Below are 23,545 nucleotides of genomic sequence, written 5' to 3'. Positions count from 1 at the left end.
GTCGTTGTCTTCCACTTCACGAGGCTTACGAGAACAGGGCCGCGACATAGCGAGGGTGGAATCGAAATACAAGCGCTGCCCCCATCGGCTTGGGCCGAGCTGACGCAAATATCGCAGCGTTCACGGGGGAACTGGAGCGGGTAGCGGGAATCGAACCCGCATATTCAGCTTGGAAGGCTGCTGCTCTACCACTGAGCTATACCCGCATGCGAAACCCTGCCGGCAGTGGTGGAGGGAGTTGGATTTGAACCAACGTAGGCTAAGCCAACGGATTTACAGTCCGTCCCCTTTAACCACTCGGGCATCCCTCCAGAACTGCTGCAGGGCTTCATGCGCAAGTGAACCGGGGCGGCGGGACCGCCTCGTTTCGAGCGGCGTTATGCAATCCGCTCGGACCGGTGTCAACATGCCCCCGGCGCAAACTTCCGCCTCTCCACAGCCTCTGCGCAGTTGGCGCATTCCGCGATACCGGGCAGCGCCGAACTGGGTTAGAAGGCGATCATGACCGACAAGAAGCCGACCCACACGCCCAAGGACTCCCACTACGCGAACCTGCGTCGCGCCTACAGGGAGCAGAATGCCGACAAGTCCGGCCCTGCCCCTTCTGTGCCGGCCCGCAAGGCTGCCCGGCCCGGCAAGCCGACGCCCGCCGACAGGGTTCGGCTCTACGGCATCCACACCGTCGAGGCGGCTCTCGCCAACCCCGCACGCGTGCTGCACCGCCTCTATTGCACCCGCAATGCGTTGAACCGGCTGGAGATCGAAGAGGGCAACCCACCCTGCCCGCTGGAGATCGTCGAGCCCCGGTTCCTCGATTCGGAGCTTGGCAGCGAGGCCGTTCATCAGGGCGCCATGCTGGAAACCGATCCGCTGGCCGTGCGCCGGCTCGCCGACCTCGGCGAAACCGATCTCGTTCTGGTGCTCGATCAAGTAACCGATCCACATAATGTCGGCGCCATCCTGCGCTCGGCCGTCGCCTTCGGCGCTGGTGCGGTGGTGACGACATCCCGGCATTCGCCGCAGGAATCGGGCGTTCTCGCCAAATCCGCGTCGGGCGCGCTCGAACTCGTCCCCTACATCCAGATCACCAATCTGGCGGAAGCGCTGGTCGAGATCGCAGAGCGGGGCTTCCAGACGATCGGGCTCGATTCGGATGGCGGCGTCGAACTGGAAACCGCGTTCACGACGAAGCGCCTTGCGCTCGTGCTCGGGTCCGAGGGCAAGGGCCTTCGTCAGAAGACGCGTGAGACCGTCGATATGCTCGCAAGGCTCGAGGTTCCCGGCGCCATTCGGTCGCTGAACGTCTCGAATGCCGCCGCCGTCGGTCTCTACGCCGCGCGTCGGTTCATGGCTTGACGTCGGGCTCGGCGGCCGCCCTGGCGGGCGCATCCGCTTCGATCTGCCTCAGCAACGCCGCCGCATAGACCTCGCTGATCGACCCTATTACGGCAGCAGGCTCTGCTTCGGTGGCGTTGCCTCTGCCCTGGATCCCCGCACGCTGACGCAGTCGCTGCAGCATCAGCCGCTCGAACTGCAACTGTCGCGCGAGTCTGGCGACCGTCGCGCCCTGACGCTCGATGCGTCGATCGAGATCGCTCATCCGGTGCCGTCCTTGACCGACCGCGCCGCTTCACGATCGACGGACCGGCGAAAAAATGCTGGCAATGCCTTGACCTTCTATCGTAGGCCCACGGGTGCGAAGGGCAGCAGCCCTGAGCCTGCCGGGCATACGAGGATCGGCAGGCGGACGCCAAGATGTTTCGGGGGGAACGATGGGAGTTTTGCTCGCCTTCAGCCGGGCTGTGGACCGGCTGACCGCCGGCTTCGCCGTGATCGCGGACTATCTGGTGCTGGTGGCCGTGCTGATCAGTGCTGGCAACGCGCTGCTCCGATACGCGCTGAATATCAGTTCGAACGGCGCGCTCGAAGTCCAGTGGTACATGTTTGCCGGCATCGTGCTTCTCGGCGCCTCGTATACGCTGCGGATGAACGAGCACGTCCGCGTCGATCTCCTCTATTCCGCGCTGTCGCCGCGCGGGCGGATCTACATCGACGTCTTCGGCTTCCTCGTCCTGTTCCTGCCGGTGATCGCCTTCCTGTTCAGCCTGACGTTTCCGTTTTTCTGGCGCTCCTTCATCACAGGCGAAGGGTCGATGAATGCCGGCGGCCTCATTCTTTGGCCGGCCAAGGCGATGCTGCCGCTCGGGTTCGGGCTGCTGTTCCTGCAAGGGCTCTCCGAACTGATCAAGCGGTTCGCGGCGCTGTCCGGGCTGATCACGCTCGAGACGAAATACGAAAAGCCGCTGCAGTGATCGGCCGGACCGGGAGCTTCCTCGATGTTTGAATACGGCCCGATGCCGCCGCTGATGTTCGGCGGCATGATCGCCTTCCTGATCATGGGGTTCCCCGTCGCCTTCTCGCTGGCGGCGGTTGGCATGCTGTTCGGCGTGCTCGGCGTGGTGTTCGACCATTTCAGCCCCTCGCTGCTGAACGCGCTGCCGCTGCGCTTCTACGGCGTCATCTCCAACGATCTCCTGCTGGCGATTCCCTTCTTCACCTTCATGGGCGCCATCCTCGAGCGCTGCGGACTGGCGGAGGATCTCCTTGAAGGCGCCGGTCAGCTCTTCGGCCCGATCCCCGGCGGTCTCGCCTATGCCGTCGTCATCGTCGGCGCGATTCTCGGCGCGATCACCGGCACGGTCGCGGCCTCGGTCATCGCGATGGGCGTCGTCTCGCTGCCGGTGATGATGCGCTACGGCTACGACAAGCGGCTGGCCACCGGCGTCATCGCGGCGTCGGGCACGATCACGCAAGTGATCCCGCCCTCGCTCGTCCTGATCATCCTAGCGGACCAGCTCGGCCGCTCGGTCGGCGACATGTATGCCGGCGCGATCGGCCCTTCGCTCCTGCAGATCGCCCTGTTCCTCGCCTTCATCTTCGTCGTCTCGAAGCTGCAGCCGCACAAGATGCCGCCGCTACCGCCTGAAGCGCGCACGAAGAGTGGCAAGGCTCTGATCTGGCAGGTCGCCAAGGGCATGATTCCCTCACTGGCGCTGATCTTCCTCGTGCTCGGCACGATGTTCATGGGTCTCGCCACGCCGACGGAAGCCGGCGCGATGGGCTCGGTCGGCGCCATCCTTCTCGCGGCGCTGCACGGCCGTCTGTCCTGGAGCCTGACACGTCAGGCCATGGCGATGACGATGCGCCTGACGTCGATGGTCGTCTTCATCCTCCTCGGCTCGACGGTCTTCAGTCTCGTGTTTCAGGGCATGGATGGCGGCCACTGGATCGAGTACCTCCTGTCTCACATTCCGGGCGGCGTCGTCGGCTTCCTGATCTTCGTCAACATCTTCATCTTCTTCATCGCGTTCTTCCTCGACTTCTTCGAGATCGCCTTCATCATCGTGCCGCTGCTGGCCCCTGTGGCCGACAGTCTCGGCATCGATCTCGTCTGGTTCGGCGTCCTGCTCTGCGTGAACATGCAGACCTCGTTCATGCATCCGCCCTTCGGCTTCGCGCTCTTCTACCTGCGCGGCATCGCACCGGCCTCGATCAAGAGCTCCGACATCTATCTCGGTGCGATCCCGTGGCTGGGTCTGCAGCTGGTTCTCGTAGCAGTGCTGATCCTTTGGCCGCAGTCGGTGACCTATTTCCTCAAGAAGGAAGTGCTGGTCGATCCCTCGACGATCCAGATCAACATCCCGATGCCCGGTGGGCCGTCGGGCGCCAGCAACGCCAATCCCGGCGCACCAAGCTTCGGTTCTCCGGCTGCGCCCAGCTTCGGCGCACCGACTGCACCGAGCTTCGGGGCACCGGCCGCACCCTCGTTCGGAGCCCCCGCGGCGCCGTCCTTCGGTGCGCCTTCAAGCCAGACCCCGGCCGCCCCGTCCTTCGGAGCGTCGCCGGCGCCCTCCGGCGGCTGACACAGCACAAGACAACGGAAAAGGCCGGCGGAGATGATCCGCCGGCCTTTTCGTTTCGATCTCCGCGTCGACCTCAGCTACTTCCCGGCAGCCTGCTGCGAGTAGACGTAGGTGTCGTAAGAATACTCGGCGACCCGGAACCACTCGTAGCTCTGCGAGCGGAACTGGCCCCAAGGCTCGTAGATGGCCTTCCACTTCGGGTTGCTCGCCGACAGCGAGGCGTAAAGTTTCATCGCCGAATCGTAGGACGCATCGAGAATGTCGCGCGGCAGCGGGCGAAGCTGGACACCCTTGCCGACGAGCGAGCGGATCGCGCCCATGTTCTTCACGTCGTAGAGGGCCAGCATGTTGATGTTGGCGGCCTTCGCCGCCGTATCGAGCGCCGCCTTGTACTCGGGCGGCAGCGCCTCGTACTTCTCCTTGTTGAACAGGAAGTGCACGGTCAGGCCGCCCTCCCAGAACGCCGGATAATAGTAGTACGGCGCGACCTGATAGAAGCCGAGCTTCTCGTCGTCATAGGGGCCGATCCATTCGGTGGCGTCGATTGTCCCCCGCTCCAGCGCCGGATAGATGTCGCCGCCGGCCAACTGCTGGGGCACGACGCCCAAGGGCTCGACGACACGGCCCGCGAGACCCGCGATCCGCATCTTGAGACCCTGCAGGTCGGCGACCGAATTGATCTCCTTGCGGAACCAGCCGCCCATCTGCACGCCGGTGTTGCCGCCGGGCAGTCCCTTCACGCCGTAGCCGGCGAGGAACGTATCGAACAGTTCGTTGCCGCCGCCGTGGTAGAGCCAGGCGTTCTGCTGGCGGGCGTTGAGGCCGAACGGGATCGTCGCGCCGATCGCGAAAGTCGGGTCTTTGCCGACATAGTAGTAGCAGGCCGTGTGAGCAGCCTCGACCGTGCCGTCCTGCACCGCATCGAGCGCCTGCAGCCCCGGCACCAACTCGCCCGCCGGGAACACGTCGATCGTGAACCGCCCGCCGGTGATCTCGGACACCGCCTTCGACAGCGCCTCCGCCCCGCCGAAGATCGTATCCAGCGTGTTCGGGAAACTCGACGTCAGACGCCACCGAACCTCCGGCGCCCCCTGCGCCAGCGCCGGCGCGGCAAGACCGGTACCGACAACAGCCCCGCTCGTCACAGCGCCGGCCTTCAGCATAAACTTTCGACGATCCACGCGTTTCCTCCCGTTCACCCCCTCCCGGGGTAGGACGCCATGAGAGCCGAGGCCACCGAACTGCGCAAGCGCTCGACGGGTGCCGGATCCGCCCTTGCGGATGAAAAAAGGGCCGGCCATCGATGGCCGACCCTTCCAAGACAACACGAAGCGGTGATCGCTCTACTGGCCAGCCGCCTGACGCGAATAGCCGTAGGTGTCGTTCGTATACTCGGCGACGCGGAACCACTCGAAGACCTGACTGCGGAACTGCGACCAGGGCTCGTACATAGCCTTCCACTTCGGGTTCGATTCGTTGAGCCCGGCATACAGCTTCTGCGACGAATCATAGGCGGCATCGAGCACGTCGCGCGGTAGCGGACGAAGCTGCACGCCCTTGCCGACGAGCGAGCGGATGGCGCGCATGTTCTTGACGTCGTAGTCGGCGAGCATCCGCGTGTTGCAGAGCGCGGCGGCGGCATCAAGCGCCGCCCTGTAGGCCGCCGGCAGCTCCTCCACCTTCGCCTTGTTGAAGATGTAGTGGACGGTCGGGCCGGCCTCCCAGAACGCCGGGTAATAATAGTACGGGGCCACCTGGTAGAAGCCGAGCTTCTCATCGTCGTAGGGTCCGACGAACTCGGTGGCGTCCAGCGTCCCGCGCTCCAGCGCCGGGTAGACGTCGCCGCCCGCGAGCTGCTGCCCGATCACGCCGAGCGGCGCCAGAACCTGACCGGCGATGCCGGCGATACGCATCTTCAGGCCCTGCAGGTCGGCGACCGAATTGATCTCCTTGCGGAACCAGCCGCCCATCTGCGTGCCGGTGTTGCCGCCGGGATGGGCCACGACGCCGTAGGTATCGAGGAAGCCGTTGATCGCCTCGTTACCGCCGCCATAGTAGAGCCACGCGTTCTGCTGGCGAGCGTTCAGGCCGAACGGGATCGCCGAGCCGATCGCGAAGGTCGGGTCCTTACCGACGTAGTAGTAGAGAACCGAGTGAGCGGCCTCGACCGTGCCGTCCTGCACGGCATCTAGGGCAGCGAGGCCGGGCACGAGTTCGCCGGCAGGGAACACGTCGATCTTGAACTGGCCGTTGGTCAGGTCCGAGACGGTCTTGGCGAAAAGCTGCGACGAACCGAACAGCGTATCGAGCGTGTTCGGAAAGCTCGACGTCATGCGCCAGCGGATGGCGGGCGCATCCTGCGCCAAGGCCGGTGCCGCCAGCGAAACGCCAGCTGCGGCTCCGCCGCCGGCAATGGCGGTCTTCAGAATGAATTGGCGACGATCCATGCAGTCCTCCCGTTTTGAGCAGCCCTCCCTATGCCCTAGAAAATTTGCCACGCCTACAACCGTCCGATCGAACGGACGCTGCGAGATCGCCCGATTTCTGGCAAGCACGCCGGCATGCGCGCCTCGTGACCGGTCCATTCTGACGATCTCGTTTTCGCATCGATAGGGGATGCACTTCCGCTTTCTTCATGGTAGGCCATCGCCAGTGGCCGGCTTAGCTCAGCTGGTAGAGCACCTGATTTGTAATCAGGGGGTCGCGGGTTCGAGCCCTGCAGCCGGCACCATTAAACACACTGAAATTGTTGACGAAAGCTGACCAGTCCTAGTGACTGGCCGGGTTTTCCGCGTTCTGCGGGGTGTTTCGTACCGACTGCGTACCGCCTCGACGAATCCTTGCCGCGCCCTGTAGGCGCGAAACCTTGAACGCCCTGTCGCCCGGCTGGGTGCGTCGGCCGCCGGACCCGGCCTGTCGGTACGATGTCGGTACAGAAACCCGCGACCGGAGAGCGTCGGCGTAGCCGGCGCGAGCCGGGCGAATCGACGTCGCCCCGCGGGGCGGCGTCAGCCCCTCCGGGGAGGGGCGCAGCCGAACGCAGTTCGGGGTGGCGACATGGACGCCCCCTTGCTCGCAGCGCGTTCGTCCGGCATTTTCGTGACCACGAAAACCGGAGCCGCCTCGTGTCCGACACCCCGCCTGCCGACCTGCCGAAACCCCGTCGCGGACGACCACCGGTTCGACCGGACGGCCAGCCGATGACGGATGCCGAACGTCAGGCCCGCCGCCGAGCGAACCTCGTGGATCCGCGACCGGCGCGGGCACTCCTTGTCGATCTCGCCGAGGTGGACGAACGGCTCGCCGAACTCCGGCGGGCAGAGACCCCGGACACCCTTGCGATCTGGAAGGCCGATCTGCGACGCGCGAACCTGTTCGGCGACCTCGCCGAGGCGCTGGGCGTCGGCGCGATGTGGCCGATCCGCCAGCTTCGTCAACGACAGCGCGCAGCTCGCGGGCTTGAGTGGTAGCGACCCCTGATCCGCCCATCCCGCGTTGACCACAGGGCTGCGGCGCGCCTTCGGCGCTTTGAAAGGCGCGGCGCGCCTCCGCCCTGCTGACGGCCTCTTCGGGGCTGGACAACGCGGGATGGCCTACCGTTGCGGATGGGGGGAACGGAAAGGGCAAAGGTCTGATACCTCAGCGGCGAGCCTCTCGAACGCTTCGTCCAGATGGACGAACCCGCGTGCGAAGCCCTCGACCTCGACCGCCACGTAGTTGAATTCCGGTTCCTCATGAAACCAGCGGTCCGGGCGGGCATGAGAGGGCAATAGCGAGTAGGTCGTGACGAGTGGCTGCGTGTCGAGCATGTAGTCCGGTGACAGGCTCTCGGTGACGTAGCCGTGTGCAACTTCATTCCTCCTTGCCACCCACTCCGTGTACCCGCCGAGCCGGGTTTTGACGTCCTTGTTCAAACGGGTAGCCTCGCTCCGGCTGTCCCCGAAATCAGCGTCGAGGAACGTCCTTGCCGCGGCACGGACCAGCCGGGCTCGATCGTGAACCTTCAGGCAATCACGGTAGGCTGTGAAGGCTTTCTCCGTGTCGCCTTCGGATGCGTCCTGATGCAGCGAATGGAAGAAGCTGTCGACCGCCGCGTTCACGCCTTCCCACGCAGACAAGGCTCGTCCCAATGCCGTGAACAAGGGAACTGCGTCGCGGTCTCCCGGACGGTTCGGAGCGAAGCTACCCGGCGGGCGATCCCACGGCATGCGTTTGGTGGCCATTCAATCCTCTCCATGGTTCGGTAGCTTAGGGGGAGAGAAGCTGGTCGCGGTTCCAGAACGCAACCGCCCGACGCGATGGCCCGAACTCCTCAATGGCCTGCGGCCGCCTCGCCGGGTACGTCGCGGCTCGGGTCCGCTGCGCGGCCGCTCCCCGCCCACCGCTATTTGACGCCCGCGCCGATCCGAGGAACCATAAAAAGACCCTCCGTCATCGAGCCGGCAAGCTCTCGGGAGGGTCGTTTTGGGTAGGACTTCACGATGACGAACGGCACGCGCGCCGTCAACGGCGCAGGCATTTGACCTCCCGGCTGGGACATACTCTCAGCCAGCCGACAGCCTCCTCATCCCAACCCCGTCAACAAATTTTGCGACCGCACCGCCCCGTCGAGGGCGGGATCGCCGCTCGCCTTCAGACATCGACAGACGCGCGCGGGCCGCGCCCGGATTCGGCCGCCGCTCAGCGTCTCGGTCGCAAGCCGCGCGAGCCGGCCGCCGGTTTGGTCGATGCCGCCGTCCATGCCCTGTTCGAGACCCCGTCCACTCCTGTCACCGCCGCCGCGATCGGCCCGACCGCGTCCGCCCCGATGGAAACCGCGACGGCACCCGCCAGGGGGCCGCTTGCCAACGGAGGAGCTACATTCACCCCCCCTCTCTCCAGCGAGGCGCAGAGGACCAAGGCGAAGCGACAGGCACGGCAGCGGAGGGACGAGACGGCCCGCGCGGCAGCTCCTACGACCCAGCGTCGATGGGACCTCATGTCGGGCATCTCCCGCATGCTCCGCATCGGTCTCGCACCCGACGAGCGCGGGCCGTCCGTTTGCGGATGCGGACGCCCCGGCTTCGACGTCGACAGCGTCGGCATCCATCGCCGGACCCGCGAGGACGGCACGCGCCGCGCCTTCGTTTCCGGCGTGTATCGCTGCGGCTCCGGATGGCTCTGCCCGACTTGCGCGCCCGCCGTTGCCGCCATCAGACAGGCTCGCGTGCAGCGCGTCGTGGAGGCGACGACGGAACACGACGGGTCCTTCGTCATGGGCCTCGTGACCGTCTCGCACGGTCCAGCCGATCGCCTAGCCGATCTCAAGCGCCTCGTGTCCGAGAGCTTCGCCGCCGCGCGTCGGGGCGCGCCCTGGGAGCGCATCAAGCGACGCGGCGGGATCGCCGGCGTCCTCGTCGCGCCCGAGGTCACGCACGGCGGATATGGCTGGCACTTCCACATCCACTTCGGCATGGCCTGCCTCGCCGACAAGGCAGACGCGCGCGCCGCAGGCGAAGCCCTGATCGAACGCTTCATGCGTGCCGTCGAGGCGCGCGGTGGCAAGGCCCTCCGGCACGCGCAGGGCGTCCAGATCGCCGCAAGCCCAGAAGCGGCGGGCGAGTACATCGCCAAGGGCACGTCGTGGGAACTGGCGGCCGGGTCGTCGGGCCACAAGAGCCACGCCGCCGGACGCACGCCCTGGGACATTGCCGAGGACGCGATCGATGGCGACATGCCGTCCTATGGCCTCTGGCGCGAGTTCGCCGAGGCGATGCCGGGCACGCGCTCGTGCGTCGTGACGCCCCGGCTCGCCGCCGCGCTCGGGATCGACGCAGAGGACGACGCGGAGACAGGCGGCGCGTTCGACCTGACGGAAGAGGCCCTGAAGGTCGGCGACGTGCCATCGCAGACGTGGCGCACGATCCTGCGGACGGGTCTCGCCGGAACGTTCCTCGCGGCGGTCGAGGCCGCGCCCGTTCTGGACGAGGCGGCGTTCATGTCGATCCTCGGCGAGGTCTTCTTCGAGGCCATCGATCGTGTCCGCGTCATCGCGGAGAAGGCCGAGGCCCGCCGCCGCTCCGCCGAGGAGGCGCAAGCGGCCCGGCAGGCGACCGCCGACGACCGCACCCGTCGCCATCTCATCCGGCAGACCGCCGAGCGTGTCGCGGCGCGCGGCGGAGCCGGCACACGCGCAGCCCTCGAGTATGCGATCGCGGCGACCGCCGCCGCAGTTCCCGGCATCGTGCCGCCGACCGTCGCGGAGGTCGTCGCCGAACTCGCGCGCCGTCCGGTCGCGGTCCTGCCGATCGCAGCTTGACGCCCATTCCCGTTCCCGGAAGAAGGCGACGGCCGGCGGCCATGAGGGAGTCGCCCGGCATTGAGAGGACGGACATGGACGAGATCGCCGCCGACGAGGGAGTCGCCATCTGGACCGGGCGGGCCTGCACTGGATGCCAGCGCCCGAGCGCCATCGCGGTCGCCATCGACCGTCTGCGCGCCCTCGGGCCGCTCTCGTCGACCGACGTCGAGGACGCCGCCATGCTTGCCTGTGGTGCCTGCCTTGCCGAGGTGCAGTGCATCCGCGAGGACGGCGCGTGGGCGCTCCAGCTCGCCCGTGCCGAAGCCGCGGCAGCCGCCTGACCTGGACGCCGCGCCGGGCGGGCCTCACGCTGGTTCCACGACCAACCGAGAAGGACCCGCAATGCTGCCGACGACCACCGCGCTCCGCCGTCGACCGGCGACACGCCTCGCCATCCTTGCCACCGGCTACCTCGCCGCCGCCGTACTCGGTCTCGGCGGCCTCGTCGCGTTCTCGACGACGGGCGACCTGGACGCGCTCATGAGCCGCGGCACCGTCATGGTCGCGGGCATCCTGATCGGATTCGGCACGGGGGAACTCCGGCGCGCGAGCCGCCCGCACCGCAGGCCCGATCCCTCGAATCCCGCGACCGCCTGACGCCGTTCCTCAACCTCCCATGCGGCATCCTGCCGGGGACTGCCGATGCCCAAGCGCGAGCGTCGCCCGTCAGGCGGGCGAGGCAGCGTCCCCGGCAGGATGCCGCAGGACGAGGCCGGAACGGCCGCCAGGGCGGCCGGCAACGAACGACAGGAGATCGAACATGCGATACGACTTCTCGATGGTCGCGGGCATCCGCAATCCGCTCCTCCGGACGCTCGCCGCCATGCTGATCGTCGCCAGCCCGGTCCTCGTCCTCTTCATGGCTCTCGGCGGCTTCGCCCTCCTGTGGAGCCTGTCGGTCATCCACGGCATCTGACGACGAGGGGACCCGATCGGGTCCCCTCGTCCGTAAAGGATTCCTCCGCTATGCCGTCGAGGCAACGGCCTTTCCGGTTGCGCCCGTCGCCCGCAGTGGCGTTCCGGCCGCCGCGCCCGACTTGTCTTCGGAGTTCGTGTCCTTCCCCTTGCCTCCGGTCCCGCCCATCCGTGGAAGGTGGCGGTGCCCTCCGACGACGCCGCCGATCACGGTGGCCCCGGCTTCACCCTCACCCCAGGACGGGACGTTGAAGCCGAGGAACTGGCCGACGCGCTCGGGCGTCGTCAGGATCATGCGGTACGACCAGAGCACGAGGTGCCACTGGACGTAGACCATCACGGCGACCGACACGACCACGCCTGTGGCACCGAGCGTGAACCCGATCTGCGCGGATTTGAACGCAACGGTGTACGAACTTAGGAACACGTTGAGCAGCGTCACCGTGACCATGTGGGCCGCGACGAAGGCCGCGACCGTCACGACGGGGCGGAGGAGCACCGAGACCATCAGGGAAGCGTAACCCTGCACCTGCGCACGGCCGACGAAGTTCGGCTCGTCGATGCGGACATGCGCGAACGCCCACGCGACGACCGCGATCGCCGCGACCAGAACCTCTAGCGACCACGCCGCGAACGCGAACAGCATCAGAAGGTACGGCACCATCGGCAGCACGTAGACGAGGACCGCGCCCCCGAGCCACGCCATACCGATCAGCGTCCAGCCGGGCACCATGACGAAGTCGAGCAGTCCTTGCCCGGTGCCGAGCGCGAGGGCGCTGCCTCCGTAGGCCGCGAGCGCCAGCGCGAAGGCGGACTGCCCGCCGACGAGCAGGCGGTTGCCGAGGTTCATGAGGTCACCCACCGGGTCCGGCCGGAATCCCTCGTACTGCGTCAGGAACTCCATCGCCGGCGTCGTCACGGACGAGAGCAGCGCCGACATGACGTTCCCGGCTCCGGCCGCTTCGCCGGACAGCGCCTCGCCCGAAGCCAGCGTCGCCGCGGCGGACCCGCGCCGAAGCTGCGAGTCGACGAGGGCGAGTGCCGCCCTGACGGGACCCGCCATCGTTTCCCAGGCAGCCGGGTCGGGCGCGGTGCGCACCGGCCGTTCCGCGACGGCCTCGGATGCCGTGAGGCTGGCGTGCGCCAGAACGCGATAGTACCCGCCGAGCGCCAGAAACCCGCGCTCACGGACATCGCGCGCGACCTCTTCCCGCAGTCCGACGTCGTCGCCCGTCGAGAGCGAGGCGGCTGCCTGCGAGAGCGCCCGGTCGTAACGCCGCCCGGCTTCGCGCAGCGCCGACTCGAGGTTCGTCCGGAGCAGGCCGAGGGACTGGAAGGCGGCCTCGGCGTCCGGTCCCGTTACTTGCGTCCCCGCGTCCGAGGCGACCTTCACCGCGTCGGCCAGCGTCCCGGCGAACGGCATCGCCCGGACCTCGGCGACGACGGCGGCGACCGCCTGTCGCCGGACCTCGCCGAACCGTCCCTCGGCGAACCCGTCCGACGTCGTCAGGGTCAGGCTGCCGCAGGCCGGACCCCACGACCAGGCATGGCCCACCGTCCGCTCTGTCGTGTCCTCGCCCCACGGCCACCAGGACTCCTCGGCGGGCGCGACGACCGGCGCTCCCGCCGGCTCGGGCAACAGCGCGGCGCCCGCGCCCTCGATCGCCCGCCACTCGCGTGCGACCGCGTAGGTCCGTGCGCAGACCTCGGATTCGGCGACGGACAGCACGAGGTCGCGGCCCGATGCCGAGACCGGCGAGAGGGGATGTCCGTCGCGCATGACGAACTCCACGGCCGCCGAGGCGCCCGCATTCGCGATGTTGATGCCCGGCAGCACGACGTAGTCGCGCAGCGCGTAGTGGACGGTCGAGAGTCCGCCGAGCGGGACCAGCATGCCGAGACCGAGGACGACGCGCAGCATGACGAACACGGAGGACGACTCCTCCGGAACGGGCGTCCCCGTCCGAGCAGCATGGACGACGAGCGAGAGGACGGCATAGGCGAGATACGCCACCGCCAAGAGGAGGAGCGAGGATGAGAGCACGCGCATGACGACGGCGAAGGCGGTGTCGTCGCCGTCGAGCGGCAGCAGCGTCGTCGCCACCATCCAGGCGACGTCCGTGTCCGCCGGGACGGCGAGAATGTCGGGGAAGGTCACGACCGACGCTCCCCGAACTCGGCTGCGGGAGTAGCCGTCTCGCCAGCGAAGAGCGCGCGGTCCCGTTCGGTCATCCGCGAGCGGAGGACGTCGAGGACAGAGGCCGGGACCACACCCTCGCGGACGGCCGCCAGCAGGGCCGCCCCGGCGACGACCTTCCGCCGAGTGTCGTCCTTCCTCTGCGCATCCCGCAGCGTCGTCGTCGTTGCCGCGAGGCGTGCTTCCAGGCTCGCCCGCCGCTGTTCCAGTTTCCCGAGATCGATCGTCATGCCGTTCTCCTCCCGTCTAGCCGGTCGGCCGATCCGCCGGCGGAATCCCGATCGCGGAGCGGAAAAGTTTTCCGCCCCGGATGCCGGGCCGCCGACCGTTTCTCGAGGTTTCGTGCGGCCCGCAGGCGCCCCACGCGAAGCGCCCGATATCCATGGTCCGGTGAGAACTTGCGCGGAGCAAATCGGCGCCGAACCATCGTGGAGGAACCGGGGAGGTACCCGAAGGGCGCGCTTAAGCGTCACCCCTTCGGGATGACGCGCACGGCCTGCGGCGCGGACCTCCCCGTCGCCGGCGAGAGGAGCAAGTGCATGGATGCGTATCGGGCGATCGAGGAAGCCGCATGGGAAGGGTTCCGGCTCGCCGTCGGACTCAAGGCGCGCGTCAAGGCCTCGGCAATCGTCTCCGCTGGCGAACGCGCGGCGGTCGCGAGGCACGTGAAGGCGACGGAGGCGCGCTGGCATCAAGCCTACGTCCGCGCCCAGCGTGAGGACGAACGGCATGCCGCACGCGTCAGCGCGACGCTGGCGGCCCTCGACTTCGGTGCCGACGACCGCCCGTGACGAGCCTCCCCGCCCACGAGGCCCTGTGCCATGTCTGCGCCAAGGTGGTCCAGCGGAGCCGGGGCCGTTCCGCGGTTGCTGCGGCCGCGTACCGTTCCGGAACGCGCCTAGTGGACGCGCGGACGGGCAGCGCGTGGGACTACTCGCGCAAGCGCCACGTCACGGACTCCTTCGTCATGGTGCCGGACGGCGCGCCCGCATGGACACGGGACCGCGAATCCCTGTGGAGCCGCGCGGAGCTCGCCGAGCGCCGGAAGGATTCGGTGACGGCCCGCGAGGTCGAGGTGTCGATCCCGCGCGACCTTCCCGACGATCGATGGGCCGACTTCCTGCGGGACGTCGCGGCCCCCTACGTCGCGACCGGCGCCGTGGTCGACGTCGCGATCCACTGCCCGCCGGCCGGCGATCGCGAACGCCAGCCGCACGGACACATCCTCATGACGATGCGCGCGCTCGATCCGTCCACGGGGACCGGGTTCGCCGCTGTCCGGAACGCCGACCTCCTCGCGATCTTCGAGAGCGGCGGCCGGGCGGGCGGCAGGAAGGGCGATGCCCTCGTGCGGGAGCGCGAGCGTGTCGCCGGCGTCCTCAACGCGCACCTTCGAGGTGCCGGGTCCCGCCGCCGCGCCGACCACCGCTCCTACGCCGCCCGCGGCGATCCCCGCGTGCCGGAGCCGCTGATCGGCGAACGGCGGAAGGCTTGCGTCGTGAAGCGCCGGAAACACGATCGGCGAACCGCCGTCGTCGCCGGACTGCGTGAGTCACGGCAACTGGACAACGAACTCGTTCGAACGGAGATGGACATGGCACTCAAGGCCCGAGGATTTCCCCGAGCGCCCGACCGGAAACAGCGGTCCGGCGACGCGCAGGACTACAAGGTCGCGCTCCTCAAGGAGCGGTTCCCGGACGCGGACGTGTCCGCCTTCGGCGGCAGCCTCTACATGGTCGACGTCCGGAACACGCGCGCGACCCGCGTCCTCCTCAAGGACGGCGCGTGGGTGGAGGCGGACGACGAGAGCGGCACCGTCAGCCTTTGGGGACCGCGCAGCGCGCAGGCCGCGGCACTCGCGAACGTCATCGCCGTTTCCACCGGCTACGGCGTCGATCCCCTGCCGCGCACCGCTAGGGCCGGGAAGCCCGGCAGAGCGCGCCGCAGGCAGGCCGTGGCCGAGGTCGAGGCGGTCGCCTTGGCCGACAGATGGAGGCGCCGCGGGTTCCACGACGTCGGCGAAAGTCCCGCCGGGGTCCGCGTCGCCGTCGGCCCGCGCAGCAGGCTGCTCGACTCCGGCAAGCACGTCGACCTCGTCGGCCCCGTCACCGACGAGGCCTTGCGCGCCCTTGCGACCAAGGCAGCCGAAGACTGGTCGGGTTCCCTGGAGCTGGACGGCCCGTGGCCCGAGGAGGCCCGCGCACGGCTGTGGCTCGAATGCCAGCGTCAGGGGGTCACGCTCGCCGGCTACGAGCCGTCGCCCGAATGCGCCGCGGCGTGGCAGGCTGAATCGGCAACAATTGCCGATTCGACCACGAAGCTCCGGGCCGTCCGCTCCGAAGTCCGCGAGGCCGATCTCGTCCTCGCAGCGGCCGCTGGCGACGTCGCGGCGTTGCGCAGGCTGGACCCGCCGCTCCGCGCTTTCGTCGCCGGCCACCTCGACGACGACCAGCGCGCGGAGCTCGCCAAATCCGACCGCGAGGACGTGACGGCGTCGCTTCCTGCCTTCCGCCAACTCGGCCGCGTCGAACTCGAACGGGACCCGAAGTCTGCCACCGTCGTCGCACAGCCCGAGCCGCTGGCGCCAAGAGACGGATACGAGCGGCGGCCGGGATGACCGCGACCTCCGTCCTTGAAACGCGGAGCGAGGCGCAGGCGCTCCGGCGATACGCCCGCGAGCGCGCCGCCGGCCGGGAAGCAACCGAGTGGCTGGTCCGCGATCCCGACCTCGGCGCTTGGCTCGCCGCCGACGAGGTGATGGCCACCACTTCCGGACGCGAGTGGCGTCGCGTCCGCCAGCCCTCAGAGCCATGGTGCGCGGTCCTTGGTCGCGACCTCAGCATCGCGGCCGACGACGAACTTCAGGCGACGTTCGCGACGATCGAGCCGGACGACCTCAGCGCTTGGCGACGCCTGCACATCGCGGCCGCCCGCGCCCCGTCGCGCTGCTTGTCAGAATGGCGCAGCCGGGGCCGGCGCCTCCTCGCCGCCGTTTCGAGAGAAACCCAAGTGGATGGGGGAACCTTGGCCGGGCGGTTCGCCTCCAGGGGAACGGGCAAACGGTCCCTATCAGCGATCTGAGTCGCCATGAACGATGGCACTCGCCTAAATTGAAAAACTGGTGAGAATGGCGACGGAGCTAGAGGAGGAATCATGCCGTCGCCATTCCAGAACCGTGTGCCGAACATCGCCGGCAACGAGCAGCTTCGCCAACCTCAGCAGGCAGCATATCAGCACCTCGTCGATTTCGCGCAGGAGATCACCGGTGAACGCGAAGTCGGGATAGTGCTTCCGGTCGGATGCGGTAAGTCGGGGACTATCGCCATCACACCATTTGCATTCCGTTCGGCACGCACGCTCGTGGTTGCACCGAATGTGAAGATTGCGCAACAGCTCCTTCGGGATGTGGATCCCTCGAACGCGAATCAGTTCTACTCAGCGCGTGGCGTCCTCGATGGGATGCCATTTCCTGAACCAGTCGAGATACGTGGCCAAGCCGTAAACCGCGGCGATCTCGACGACTCCGAGATCGTGGTAACGAACATACAGCAGCTTCAGGGAGCGGAGAATCGATGGCTCCGTGAACTTCCCGACGACTTCTTCGACCTGATCCTTTTCGACGAAGGTCACCACAACGTCGCCGCGACTTGGGCGGCGTTGAAGGCGAAGTTCCCGAGAGCTCGGATCGTCAACTTTTCTGCCACGCCCTTGCGGTCAGACGGACAGCGCATGGCGGGGCGCATCCTCTATTCGTACCCGATCGTGGATGCCATTCGTTCCGGCTACGTGAAGCGACTGAAAGCGGTCGTTCTGAACCCGCGAACCCTCAGGTACGTCCGGGAAGTCGATGGCCACGAAATTGAAGTCTCCCTCGACGAAGTACGGCGTCTTGGTGAAGAGGATGCAGACTTTCGACGGAGCATCGTAACCTCGCCCGAGACGCTGAACACGATCGTGGATGCTTCCATACGCGAGCTCGACCGCCTTCGGGATGAAGGGGGCGATCGGACGCTGAAAATCATCGCTTCGGCGTTGAATTACCAACATTGTCACCAGGTGGTAGCTGCGTATCGGGCGAGAGGACGCAGCGCGGACTTCGTGCATTCGCGAGAAGACGGTCAGGCCAACGAGCGCGTCATGCGGAAGCTTGAGGCGAACGAACTGGACGTCATCGTACAGGTTCGGAAGCTCGGTGAAGGATTTGACCATCCTAAGCTCGCAGTCGCCGCGGTCTTCAGCGTCTTCGGCAATCTGTCACCGTTCGTTCAGTTCGTCGGACGCATCATGAGAGTGATCGATCAGAACGCGCCAGACAGCCCACGCAATCGGGGTGTCGTCGTTTTCCATGCGGGTGCAAACATCGCGCGGCGCTGGGAAGATTTTCAGGAATATTCTCAGGCCGACCAACAGTTTTTTGACGAGCTTCTCCCCGTTGAAGGCTTGGACTTCGGTAACGGCAACGAGTTGACGGTCGATCCAATGCCGCGCGTCGACGGAGACGGTATTGAGGTCCGCGGCCAGACTGGGTTGCAACTGGAAGAGTTGCACCTGCTTGCGGACGACGCGGCTGTACAAGCCCTTCAAGTGCTGGCAGATCGTGGTTACTCTCCAGACGATGTCCGGGACGCTATGCGCGAATTAGTTCCGGTCCCTATAACGCGGCAACGACAAAGGCAGGCTGACCGTGCGGCTCTCGTTGCGCGAACTGCTTCGGTTGTTGGGGCCATTCTTGCGCAACGCGGTATCAATCCAGAGGGACGTGAGCTTGACCGGAATCGGCTTGGACGGAGCAACTTTGTAGTATTGAAGGCGGCCATTGATCGTCACGCCAACGCACTCGTCGGCCGTAGTGCAGGTGAACGTCACGAGCTTTCCCGCGAGGATCTTGCGACCATCGAGGCGGACTTCGACGGCATCGTTGCGCGAGCGACAGCGGAGGTGATCCGTGGGTAGGATCCGTTCACTGGTGACCCGAGTGCAACTCGAAAAGGCGGTCCGGTCGCATAAGTGCCAAGCCAACAACAGGCATGCAATCAAGGCAGGGGAACCTCGACTGAGCGTCCGGACGGGGCGCACTTGGGAACGATACTGTCTTGAGTGCGCACGAAAGATAGTCAGCGGCAGTCTGGCTTCACTTACCACTGTCTCCCTGGCGATTGAGGCCGGAACGGACGTCGTGATCGACGATGACGAAGTGAAGGTTGACGACTGAGCAGACACGCTTGCCGGCTAGGAGCATTGGGCTCGGTCAGGCTCGCAATATGCTTTGATCGGAACTGCGGTAAAGCCGTACGACGACGAAGATTCTAGGGGGGGAAAGATACCACCCACCCTGGCTTCGTCGTCGTACGGCTTTGCAGGAAGGGCCTCTTAAGCCTTTCGACCCTTCGGACGTGCCGGAACCGCCTCGCCGACGACTTTCAATGCTGTAGGCATCGCCTGTTCGATGGCGGCCTCAACCAGTTCCGACCATGGCCCCAGCGCCAGCCGCTTCAGAGGCAACCGCTGGGCCTGCGAGTACGCGATGCGCGTGATCGCCGCCGCGTCGGGGACGGCCGTGGCGTCGACGAACCGCGCCCCGGCCTGGGAGTGGTCGAGGACAGCCGACACGGCATCTCCGCGCGTGGTCAGGTCCTCGATCTCAGTCGCGAACGTCCGCCTCGCGTCGTGCGGCGACCAGTCGGCGACGCGGACCCCGGCTTCCGCCAGCAAGTTCCGGCCGCCCCGCGTCCGCCCGGTCGGGTCTTGGCCGCGAAGCTGCGCGAGACGACGGTTCAGCGCTGATCCGGAGACCGAGACCGCAGTCCCAGCCTTCCCGCCGCGTTCGGCCGGGAACAGGAACTCGCTGTCGGGCCCGCCAATCTTGATCGCCGTCCGGATGATCTCCATAGCGGCCGGCGGCAGCGGGATCGTATGTGCCTTCCGTCCCTTCATCGCGGCCGGCGGCAGGTAGAGGATGCCCCAACCGTCGCCGCCGTCGCGTCCATCCGAGACGATCTGCGAACGTCGGATGGTCGCAATGGATTCCTTGCGCTGCGCCGTCATGACGAGCAGCCGGAGGGCAAGGGCATGCATACGTGATCCCCGAACGTCGATCTTGCGTCCGGGCATGGTCTGGACGGCGTCGGCCAGCGCCAACGTCATCCCGAGGTCATCGACGGACGGCATCCGCGATCGAACACCCTCTACATGCGTCGAGGCGACGTCCCGCCACCATGCCGCCAAGGTGCCGAGGCCGCTCGCGGCGCCATGGTGCTTCTTCGCCCATGTCATGGCCGTCTTCACGTTCGACAGGGCCTTCCGCGACGTCGATCCGCCATTGGTCTCGGCGACAGTGTTCCGATACGTCTCCAGTCGTCGCGCGTCGAGTTCGCGAGCGAGCAGTCCCGAGATCGCCTGGAACGTCGCCGCGCGCAGGATCGTAGACTCAACGTCCTGCACCGAACGGGCGGAGGGCGGTCGTCGCTCGCCACGGACGACCCGGCCGAGCTTGAGGTGCTGCTCGACGTACTGCCGGACGACCTCGCCCACGGTCCACTCCTGTCGCTCGCGGCCCTCGCGCCGAAGCACGACCCCGGCGGCCTCTACCGCGTCCGCGCCGGCGAGACGCGCGTCCACCCATGGACGCGGGTCAAGGTCGCTCTTCAGCATTCCCCGGACGTGCCCCGCCATCTCGCGGGCCTGCTTCGGCGTCCATCGGCCGGCCGGCCCGAGTGTCACCGACGAGTCGTTGAACCGAAGCAGCCACACGGCCTTGCGCCCGCGAACGCGAATGCGAAGCCCGACCTCTCGTGTGTCGGTCCAGTCCTCCAGGGACGTCGTGCCGATCTCAGCGACCGCAAGGGCATCCGCGACATGCTTCTGGGTGAGCGCGACCCGTACCGACCCCATCTTGTACCGACTCCGTACCGACCGTTTCAATCCTTCCGGCAAGAACTCGGTTTGCCGACGAGTCCTTCAAAAGCGCCTCAATCCCAACGTTGTCAACAATTTGGAGGGCGAGAGGAGACCATCCGCAAGGACTGGTAAACAGGCAGTATCGGATTTGTAATCAGGGGGTCGCGGGTTCGAGCTCTGCAGCCGGCACCATGTTCAGGCCCTTGAAATTTCAGCGGATTATGACGTCGGGTAGCCTATAGCTTAGCGGCTGGCACGTCGCTTGAGCTTATAGACCGAACCGATTGCTTTGGCAGTGTTTTAAAAGTCCCTTGCTGGCCGACTGTGCAAGGCGAGAAGAATGGTCATCTCCGTAATTCCAGGCGTACTCTAAAACTGGCTCGGTCGTGTGTGACCTTCATCCGCTTTGACCCCGACGATGCAGCGCGTAACGCGATCCCCGACACGCCTCTCGACGACGGCCTGAACGCTTTCATATGCCTGTCACGGATCGCGCGTACTCGCGCCCTGAACTTCACCTGCCCGAACCTGCCGCTTCGGCCGTCGAGGGATCACGCTTCGGGATGGGCCTCATGACAAGAACCTTCGCATTTCGCGGCGCTGCAGCGCTGGTCTGCCTGCTGGTGGGAGGCACCGCCGCGGCGCAGGCGGGCAAACTCGTGCTCTACACGAGCCAGCCGAACGAGGATGCGCAGGCGACCGTCGACGCCTTCGAGGCGGCCCATCCCGGTATCGACGTCGAATGGGTCCGCGAGGGCACCACGAAGGTCATGGCCAAGCTCCAGGCCGAGTTCGCGACCGGAAGCCCGCAGCCGGACCTTCTCCTCATCGCCGACAGCGTGACCATGGAGGGCCTGAAGCGCGACGACCGGCTGATGCCCTATCCCGGCGCCGACACCGCTGGCTTTGCCGCGGGCCTCTTCGATACCGACAAGACCTATTTCTCAACCAAGCTGATCACCACCGGCTTCATGGCCAATGCCCGCGCGGACGCCGCGCCGACGTCCTGGCGCGATCTCACGAAGCCTGAGATGAAGGGCATGGTGACCATGCCGAGCCCGTTGACGTCAGGCGCCGCCCTCGTCCACGTCGCGACGCTGGCGCAGAATGCCGATCTCGGCTGGCCCTACATCGAGGCGCTCGCCCAGAACGGCACCACGGCCTCCGGCGGCAACGGCGCGGTGATGAAGTCGGTCGCGGGCGGTGAGAAGGCCTATGGCGTGATCGTCGATTACCTGCCGATCCGCGAGGCGGCCAAGGGATCGCCGGTCCGCTTCGTCTTCCCGACGGACGGCGTCTCGGCGGTGACCGAGCCTGTCGCCATTCTCAAGACGGCGAAGAACCCCGAGGACGCCCGGCTCTTCATCGACTTCCTTCTGAGCGAGACCGGCCAGAAACTGGCCGCCGGCCAGGGCTACCTCCCGGCACGCGACGGGGTCGCCGGTCCGACCGGGTTTCCCGCCCGCGATACGATCAAGCTGCTGCCCTTCAATGCCGCCAAGGCGCTGGCGGACGAGACCGAGAACAAGAAGCGGTTCTCGGACCTCTTCGGCGGCTGACGGTCCTGAAGACATCCGGCATCCTCGACGCGATCGGCGAGCGCACCGTGCTCGCCGTGCTGACCGGCTTCGTCGCGCTGGTCAGCCTCGCGCCCGTGCTGCGCCTCCTGCTGGAGGCCGTGGCGCCGGGGGGCCGGTTCGATCTCTCCATCGCCGCCGCGGTGTTCGGGTCGCGATCGACCTGGATCGCGACTTGGCACTCGCTGGTCACCGCCATGCTCGGCACGGTGATCTCTCTGGCCCTCGGCATCGTCGTTTCGCTGCTCGTCGCCCTCACCGACATTCGGGGCAAGGCGGCGCTCGTCTTCTGTTTCCTGCTGCCGCTGATGATCCCGCCGCAGGTGACGGCCTTGGCCTGGGTCCAGTTGTTCGGACCGGCGAGCCCGCTCCTCAATACCCTCGGGCTTGCCCCGCCGCTGGGGTCGCCCAACCCGATCTACAGCGCGCAGGGGATCGTCCTCCTTCTCGGCATCCAGCATGCGCCCCTGGTCTTCCTTGCTGTGCGAGCCGGATTGCGGGCGCTGCCGCGCGAGCTCATCGAGGCGGCACGCTCGAGCGGTGCGGGTCGCACCCGCGTTCTCGCAACGATCGTGCTGCCGATGATGACGCCGCCGCTCGTGGCTGGCGGCGCCCTCGCCTTCGTCTCCGCCATCGGCAATTTCGGCATTCCCGCGCTGCTCGGCATCCCCGCCGGCTACACGGTCCTGCCAACGCTGATCTACCAGCGTCTCGCCAGCTTTGGTCCGCAGATCATCGGCGAGACCGCCGTCCTGTCGCTCCTCGTCGGAGGCCTTGCCTTCGCCGGCTTTACGCTTCAGTCGCGGATGCTGCGCCGGCGCGACTACCGTGTCGTCGGCACGGCGTCGAAAGCGCTCGGCTACGAGCTCGGCCGGTGGCGTGGGGCCTGCGAACTCGTCGCTTGGCTGCTGATCGCCGCGATCGTCGTCGCCCCGCTTCTCGCGCTGGTCGCCACCTCGCTCGTCAACGCCTATGGCGTTCCGCTGTCGGCGGCGTCGCTGACATTGCAGAACTATGCCGAAGTCCTGTTCCGACAGGACGCGACGGTGCGCGCCTTTCGCAACTCGGGTCTCCTCTCACTCGGAGCGGCGTTCGTCCTGATGGCCGTCAGCGTCCCGCTTGCGGTGCTCATCGTCTGGCGGGGCGGCCGGCTGTTGCGGTTCCTCAGCATGGCCGCGGAGATCCCCTATGCTCTGCCCGGCATCGTCCTCGGCATCGCCTCGATCCTCCTGTTCCTGCGGCCCCTGCCCCTTCTCGGGTTCAGCCTCTACAACACGATCTGGATCATCGCTTTTGCCTATCTCGCGCGCTTTCTCACCCTGGCGCTGCGACCCGTGATCGGCGGCGTCCTGCAGATGGACCGGGCACTCGACGAAGCGGCCCGCATGACCGGCGCGGGTTTCCTCTTTCGTCTCGTCACCGTCCTCCTGCCGATCCTCGCGCCGATGGCGGCGGCCGGCGGCCTTCTCGTCTTCATGACGGCATTCAACGAGCTGACCGTGTCGGCGCTCTTATGGTCCTCGGGCAACGAGACGCTCGGCGTCGTCGTGTTCAATCTCGACGATGCCGGCCAGTCGACGCTCGCCTCGGCCGTGGCGGTGGTCAGCGTCGCGGTGATCGTCGCCCTGATGCTCGCCACGAGCGCGCTCGCAAGGCATTTGCCGCGCGGCGTCCTGCCCTGGGCCGACTGAACGCT

General features: G+C 67.0%; 21 protein-coding genes and 3 tRNA genes. 15 read left to right on the top strand and 9 right to left on the bottom strand.

The annotated features are described in order from the left end of the window. Positions 1 to 132: 132 nt before the first annotated feature. Together AUL33_RS18495 and AUL33_RS18490 are read right to left on the bottom strand one after the other, a co-directional pair. Positions 133 to 206, bottom strand: a tRNA-Gly gene (locus AUL33_RS18495). 20 nt (positions 207 to 226) lie between these two features. After that, positions 227 to 311 (bottom strand) — tRNA-Tyr (locus AUL33_RS18490). Positions 312 to 501: 190 nt separating this feature from the next. Here AUL33_RS18490 and AUL33_RS18485 point away from each other — a divergent pair. Next, complete coding sequence (locus AUL33_RS18485) at positions 502 to 1,356, top strand: RNA methyltransferase (protein WP_062211775.1); 855 nt, start codon at positions 502 to 504, stop codon at positions 1,354 to 1,356. Here the strand turns inward: AUL33_RS18485 and AUL33_RS18480 are convergent. Then, positions 1,346 to 1,600 carry a hypothetical protein gene (locus AUL33_RS18480; RefSeq protein WP_062211772.1) on the bottom strand — a complete coding sequence of 85 codons (255 nt, stop codon included), beginning with the start codon at positions 1,598 to 1,600 and terminating at the stop codon, positions 1,346 to 1,348. The two genes, AUL33_RS18485 and AUL33_RS18480, sit on opposite strands and share 11 nt — an antisense overlap. Before the next feature lie 172 nt (positions 1,601 to 1,772). Between AUL33_RS18480 and AUL33_RS18475 the strand changes: the two genes are divergently transcribed. Continuing rightward, positions 1,773 to 2,312, top strand: a complete 540-nt coding sequence (locus tag AUL33_RS18475) for a TRAP transporter small permease subunit (protein ID WP_062211769.1) — start codon at positions 1,773 to 1,775, stop codon at positions 2,310 to 2,312. Positions 2,313 to 2,336: 24 nt separating this feature from the next. Then, entirely contained in the window at positions 2,337 to 3,923 is a 1,587-nt protein-coding gene (locus tag AUL33_RS18470; RefSeq protein ID WP_062211766.1) for a TRAP transporter large permease subunit, read from the top strand. Between the two features lie 77 nt (positions 3,924 to 4,000). On the opposite strand, the gene AUL33_RS18465 is transcribed toward AUL33_RS18470, so the two are convergent. Next, complete coding sequence (locus AUL33_RS18465; protein ID WP_062211763.1) at positions 4,001 to 5,086, bottom strand: TRAP transporter substrate-binding protein; 1,086 nt, start codon at positions 5,084 to 5,086, stop codon at positions 4,001 to 4,003. Between the two features lie 180 nt (positions 5,087 to 5,266). Further along, the gene (locus AUL33_RS18460) at positions 5,267 to 6,370 is read right to left on the bottom strand and encodes a TRAP transporter substrate-binding protein (protein WP_062211760.1); all 1,104 of its coding nucleotides are present in this window, start codon (positions 6,368 to 6,370) and stop codon (positions 5,267 to 5,269) included. A 208-nt stretch (positions 6,371 to 6,578) separates the two neighbouring features. Between AUL33_RS18460 and AUL33_RS18455 the strand changes: the two genes are divergently transcribed. After that, positions 6,579 to 6,654: transfer RNA gene (locus tag AUL33_RS18455), tRNA-Thr, on the top strand. Between the two features lie 469 nt (positions 6,655 to 7,123). Then, positions 7,124 to 7,393: a hypothetical protein gene (locus AUL33_RS18450; RefSeq protein ID WP_062211757.1), complete on the top strand. Its 270-nt coding sequence runs from the start codon at positions 7,124 to 7,126 to the stop codon at positions 7,391 to 7,393. Positions 7,394 to 7,516: 123 nt separating this feature from the next. Here the strand turns inward: AUL33_RS18450 and AUL33_RS18445 are convergent, their stop codons facing one another. Then, the gene (locus tag AUL33_RS18445; RefSeq protein ID WP_156419491.1) at positions 7,517 to 8,146 is read right to left on the bottom strand and encodes a hypothetical protein; all 630 of its coding nucleotides are present in this window, start codon (positions 8,144 to 8,146) and stop codon (positions 7,517 to 7,519) included. A 755-nt stretch (positions 8,147 to 8,901) separates the two neighbouring features. Here AUL33_RS18445 and AUL33_RS18440 point away from each other — a divergent pair. From AUL33_RS18440 to AUL33_RS22315, 4 genes are all read left to right on the top strand, one after another. Further along, positions 8,902 to 10,221 (top strand): hypothetical protein, encoded by a 1,320-nt coding sequence (locus tag AUL33_RS18440; RefSeq protein ID WP_062211751.1) that lies wholly within the window; start codon positions 8,902 to 8,904, stop codon positions 10,219 to 10,221. A gap of 74 nt (positions 10,222 to 10,295) precedes the next feature. Further along, complete coding sequence (locus AUL33_RS18435) at positions 10,296 to 10,544, top strand: hypothetical protein (RefSeq protein ID WP_156419490.1); 249 nt, start codon at positions 10,296 to 10,298, stop codon at positions 10,542 to 10,544. A gap of 61 nt (positions 10,545 to 10,605) precedes the next feature. Beyond that, complete coding sequence (locus tag AUL33_RS18430; protein WP_062211745.1) at positions 10,606 to 10,860, top strand: hypothetical protein; 255 nt, start codon at positions 10,606 to 10,608, stop codon at positions 10,858 to 10,860. A gap of 163 nt (positions 10,861 to 11,023) precedes the next feature. Next, positions 11,024 to 11,179: a hypothetical protein gene (locus tag AUL33_RS22315; protein WP_156419489.1), complete on the top strand. Its 156-nt coding sequence runs from the start codon at positions 11,024 to 11,026 to the stop codon at positions 11,177 to 11,179. 48 nt (positions 11,180 to 11,227) lie between these two features. Here the strand turns inward: AUL33_RS22315 and AUL33_RS18425 are convergent, their stop codons facing one another. Both AUL33_RS18425 and AUL33_RS18420 read right to left on the bottom strand, forming a co-directional pair. Beyond that, positions 11,228 to 13,336, bottom strand: coding sequence for a DotA/TraY family protein (locus AUL33_RS18425; RefSeq protein WP_062211742.1), 2,109 nt, complete (start codon positions 13,334 to 13,336; stop codon positions 11,228 to 11,230). Continuing rightward, on the bottom strand, positions 13,333 to 13,605 hold the full coding sequence (locus tag AUL33_RS18420) for a hypothetical protein (RefSeq protein WP_062211739.1): 273 nt from the start codon (positions 13,603 to 13,605) through the stop codon (positions 13,333 to 13,335). Before AUL33_RS18420 ends, AUL33_RS18425 begins: the two co-directional genes overlap by 4 nt. 252 nt (positions 13,606 to 13,857) lie before the next feature. On the opposite strand from AUL33_RS18420, the gene AUL33_RS18415 reads away from it, so the two are divergent. The 4 genes from AUL33_RS18415 (at position 13,858) to AUL33_RS21745 (ending at position 18,328) form a co-directional block, all read left to right on the top strand. Then, entirely contained in the window at positions 13,858 to 14,166 is a 309-nt protein-coding gene (locus tag AUL33_RS18415) for a hypothetical protein (RefSeq protein ID WP_062211737.1), read from the top strand. After that, a complete protein-coding gene (locus AUL33_RS18410; protein ID WP_082652725.1) occupies positions 14,163 to 15,992 on the top strand; it encodes a MobA/MobL family protein in 1,830 nt (609 codons plus the stop codon). Before AUL33_RS18415 ends, AUL33_RS18410 begins: the two co-directional genes overlap by 4 nt. Further along, positions 15,989 to 16,456, top strand: a complete 468-nt coding sequence (locus tag AUL33_RS18405; protein WP_062211733.1) for a hypothetical protein — start codon at positions 15,989 to 15,991, stop codon at positions 16,454 to 16,456. Before AUL33_RS18410 ends, AUL33_RS18405 begins: the two co-directional genes overlap by 4 nt. Before the next feature lie 72 nt (positions 16,457 to 16,528). Next, positions 16,529 to 18,328 (top strand): DEAD/DEAH box helicase, encoded by a 1,800-nt coding sequence (locus AUL33_RS21745; RefSeq protein ID WP_082652724.1) that lies wholly within the window; start codon positions 16,529 to 16,531, stop codon positions 18,326 to 18,328. A 417-nt stretch (positions 18,329 to 18,745) separates the two neighbouring features. On the opposite strand, the gene AUL33_RS18385 is transcribed toward AUL33_RS21745, so the two are convergent. Further along, positions 18,746 to 20,308, bottom strand: coding sequence for a tyrosine-type recombinase/integrase (locus tag AUL33_RS18385; RefSeq protein WP_156419488.1), 1,563 nt, complete (start codon positions 20,306 to 20,308; stop codon positions 18,746 to 18,748). Between the two features lie 536 nt (positions 20,309 to 20,844). Here AUL33_RS18385 and AUL33_RS18380 point away from each other — a divergent pair. Together AUL33_RS18380 and AUL33_RS18375 are read left to right on the top strand one after the other, a co-directional pair. Next, positions 20,845 to 21,831 (top strand): ABC transporter substrate-binding protein, encoded by a 987-nt coding sequence (locus AUL33_RS18380; RefSeq protein WP_062211812.1) that lies wholly within the window; start codon positions 20,845 to 20,847, stop codon positions 21,829 to 21,831. A gap of 47 nt (positions 21,832 to 21,878) precedes the next feature. Then, positions 21,879 to 23,540, top strand: a complete 1,662-nt coding sequence (locus AUL33_RS18375) for an iron ABC transporter permease (protein ID WP_244492341.1) — start codon at positions 21,879 to 21,881, stop codon at positions 23,538 to 23,540. The last annotated feature ends 5 nt before the right edge of the window (positions 23,541 to 23,545 follow it).

It is taken from the genome of Aureimonas sp. AU12, from assembly GCF_001463705.1.
Taxonomy (GTDB): Bacteria; Pseudomonadota; Alphaproteobacteria; order Rhizobiales; family Rhizobiaceae; genus Aureimonas.
Note: the sequence above shows the minus strand (reverse complement) of the source record. Positions and strands in the feature narration are given on the sequence as shown.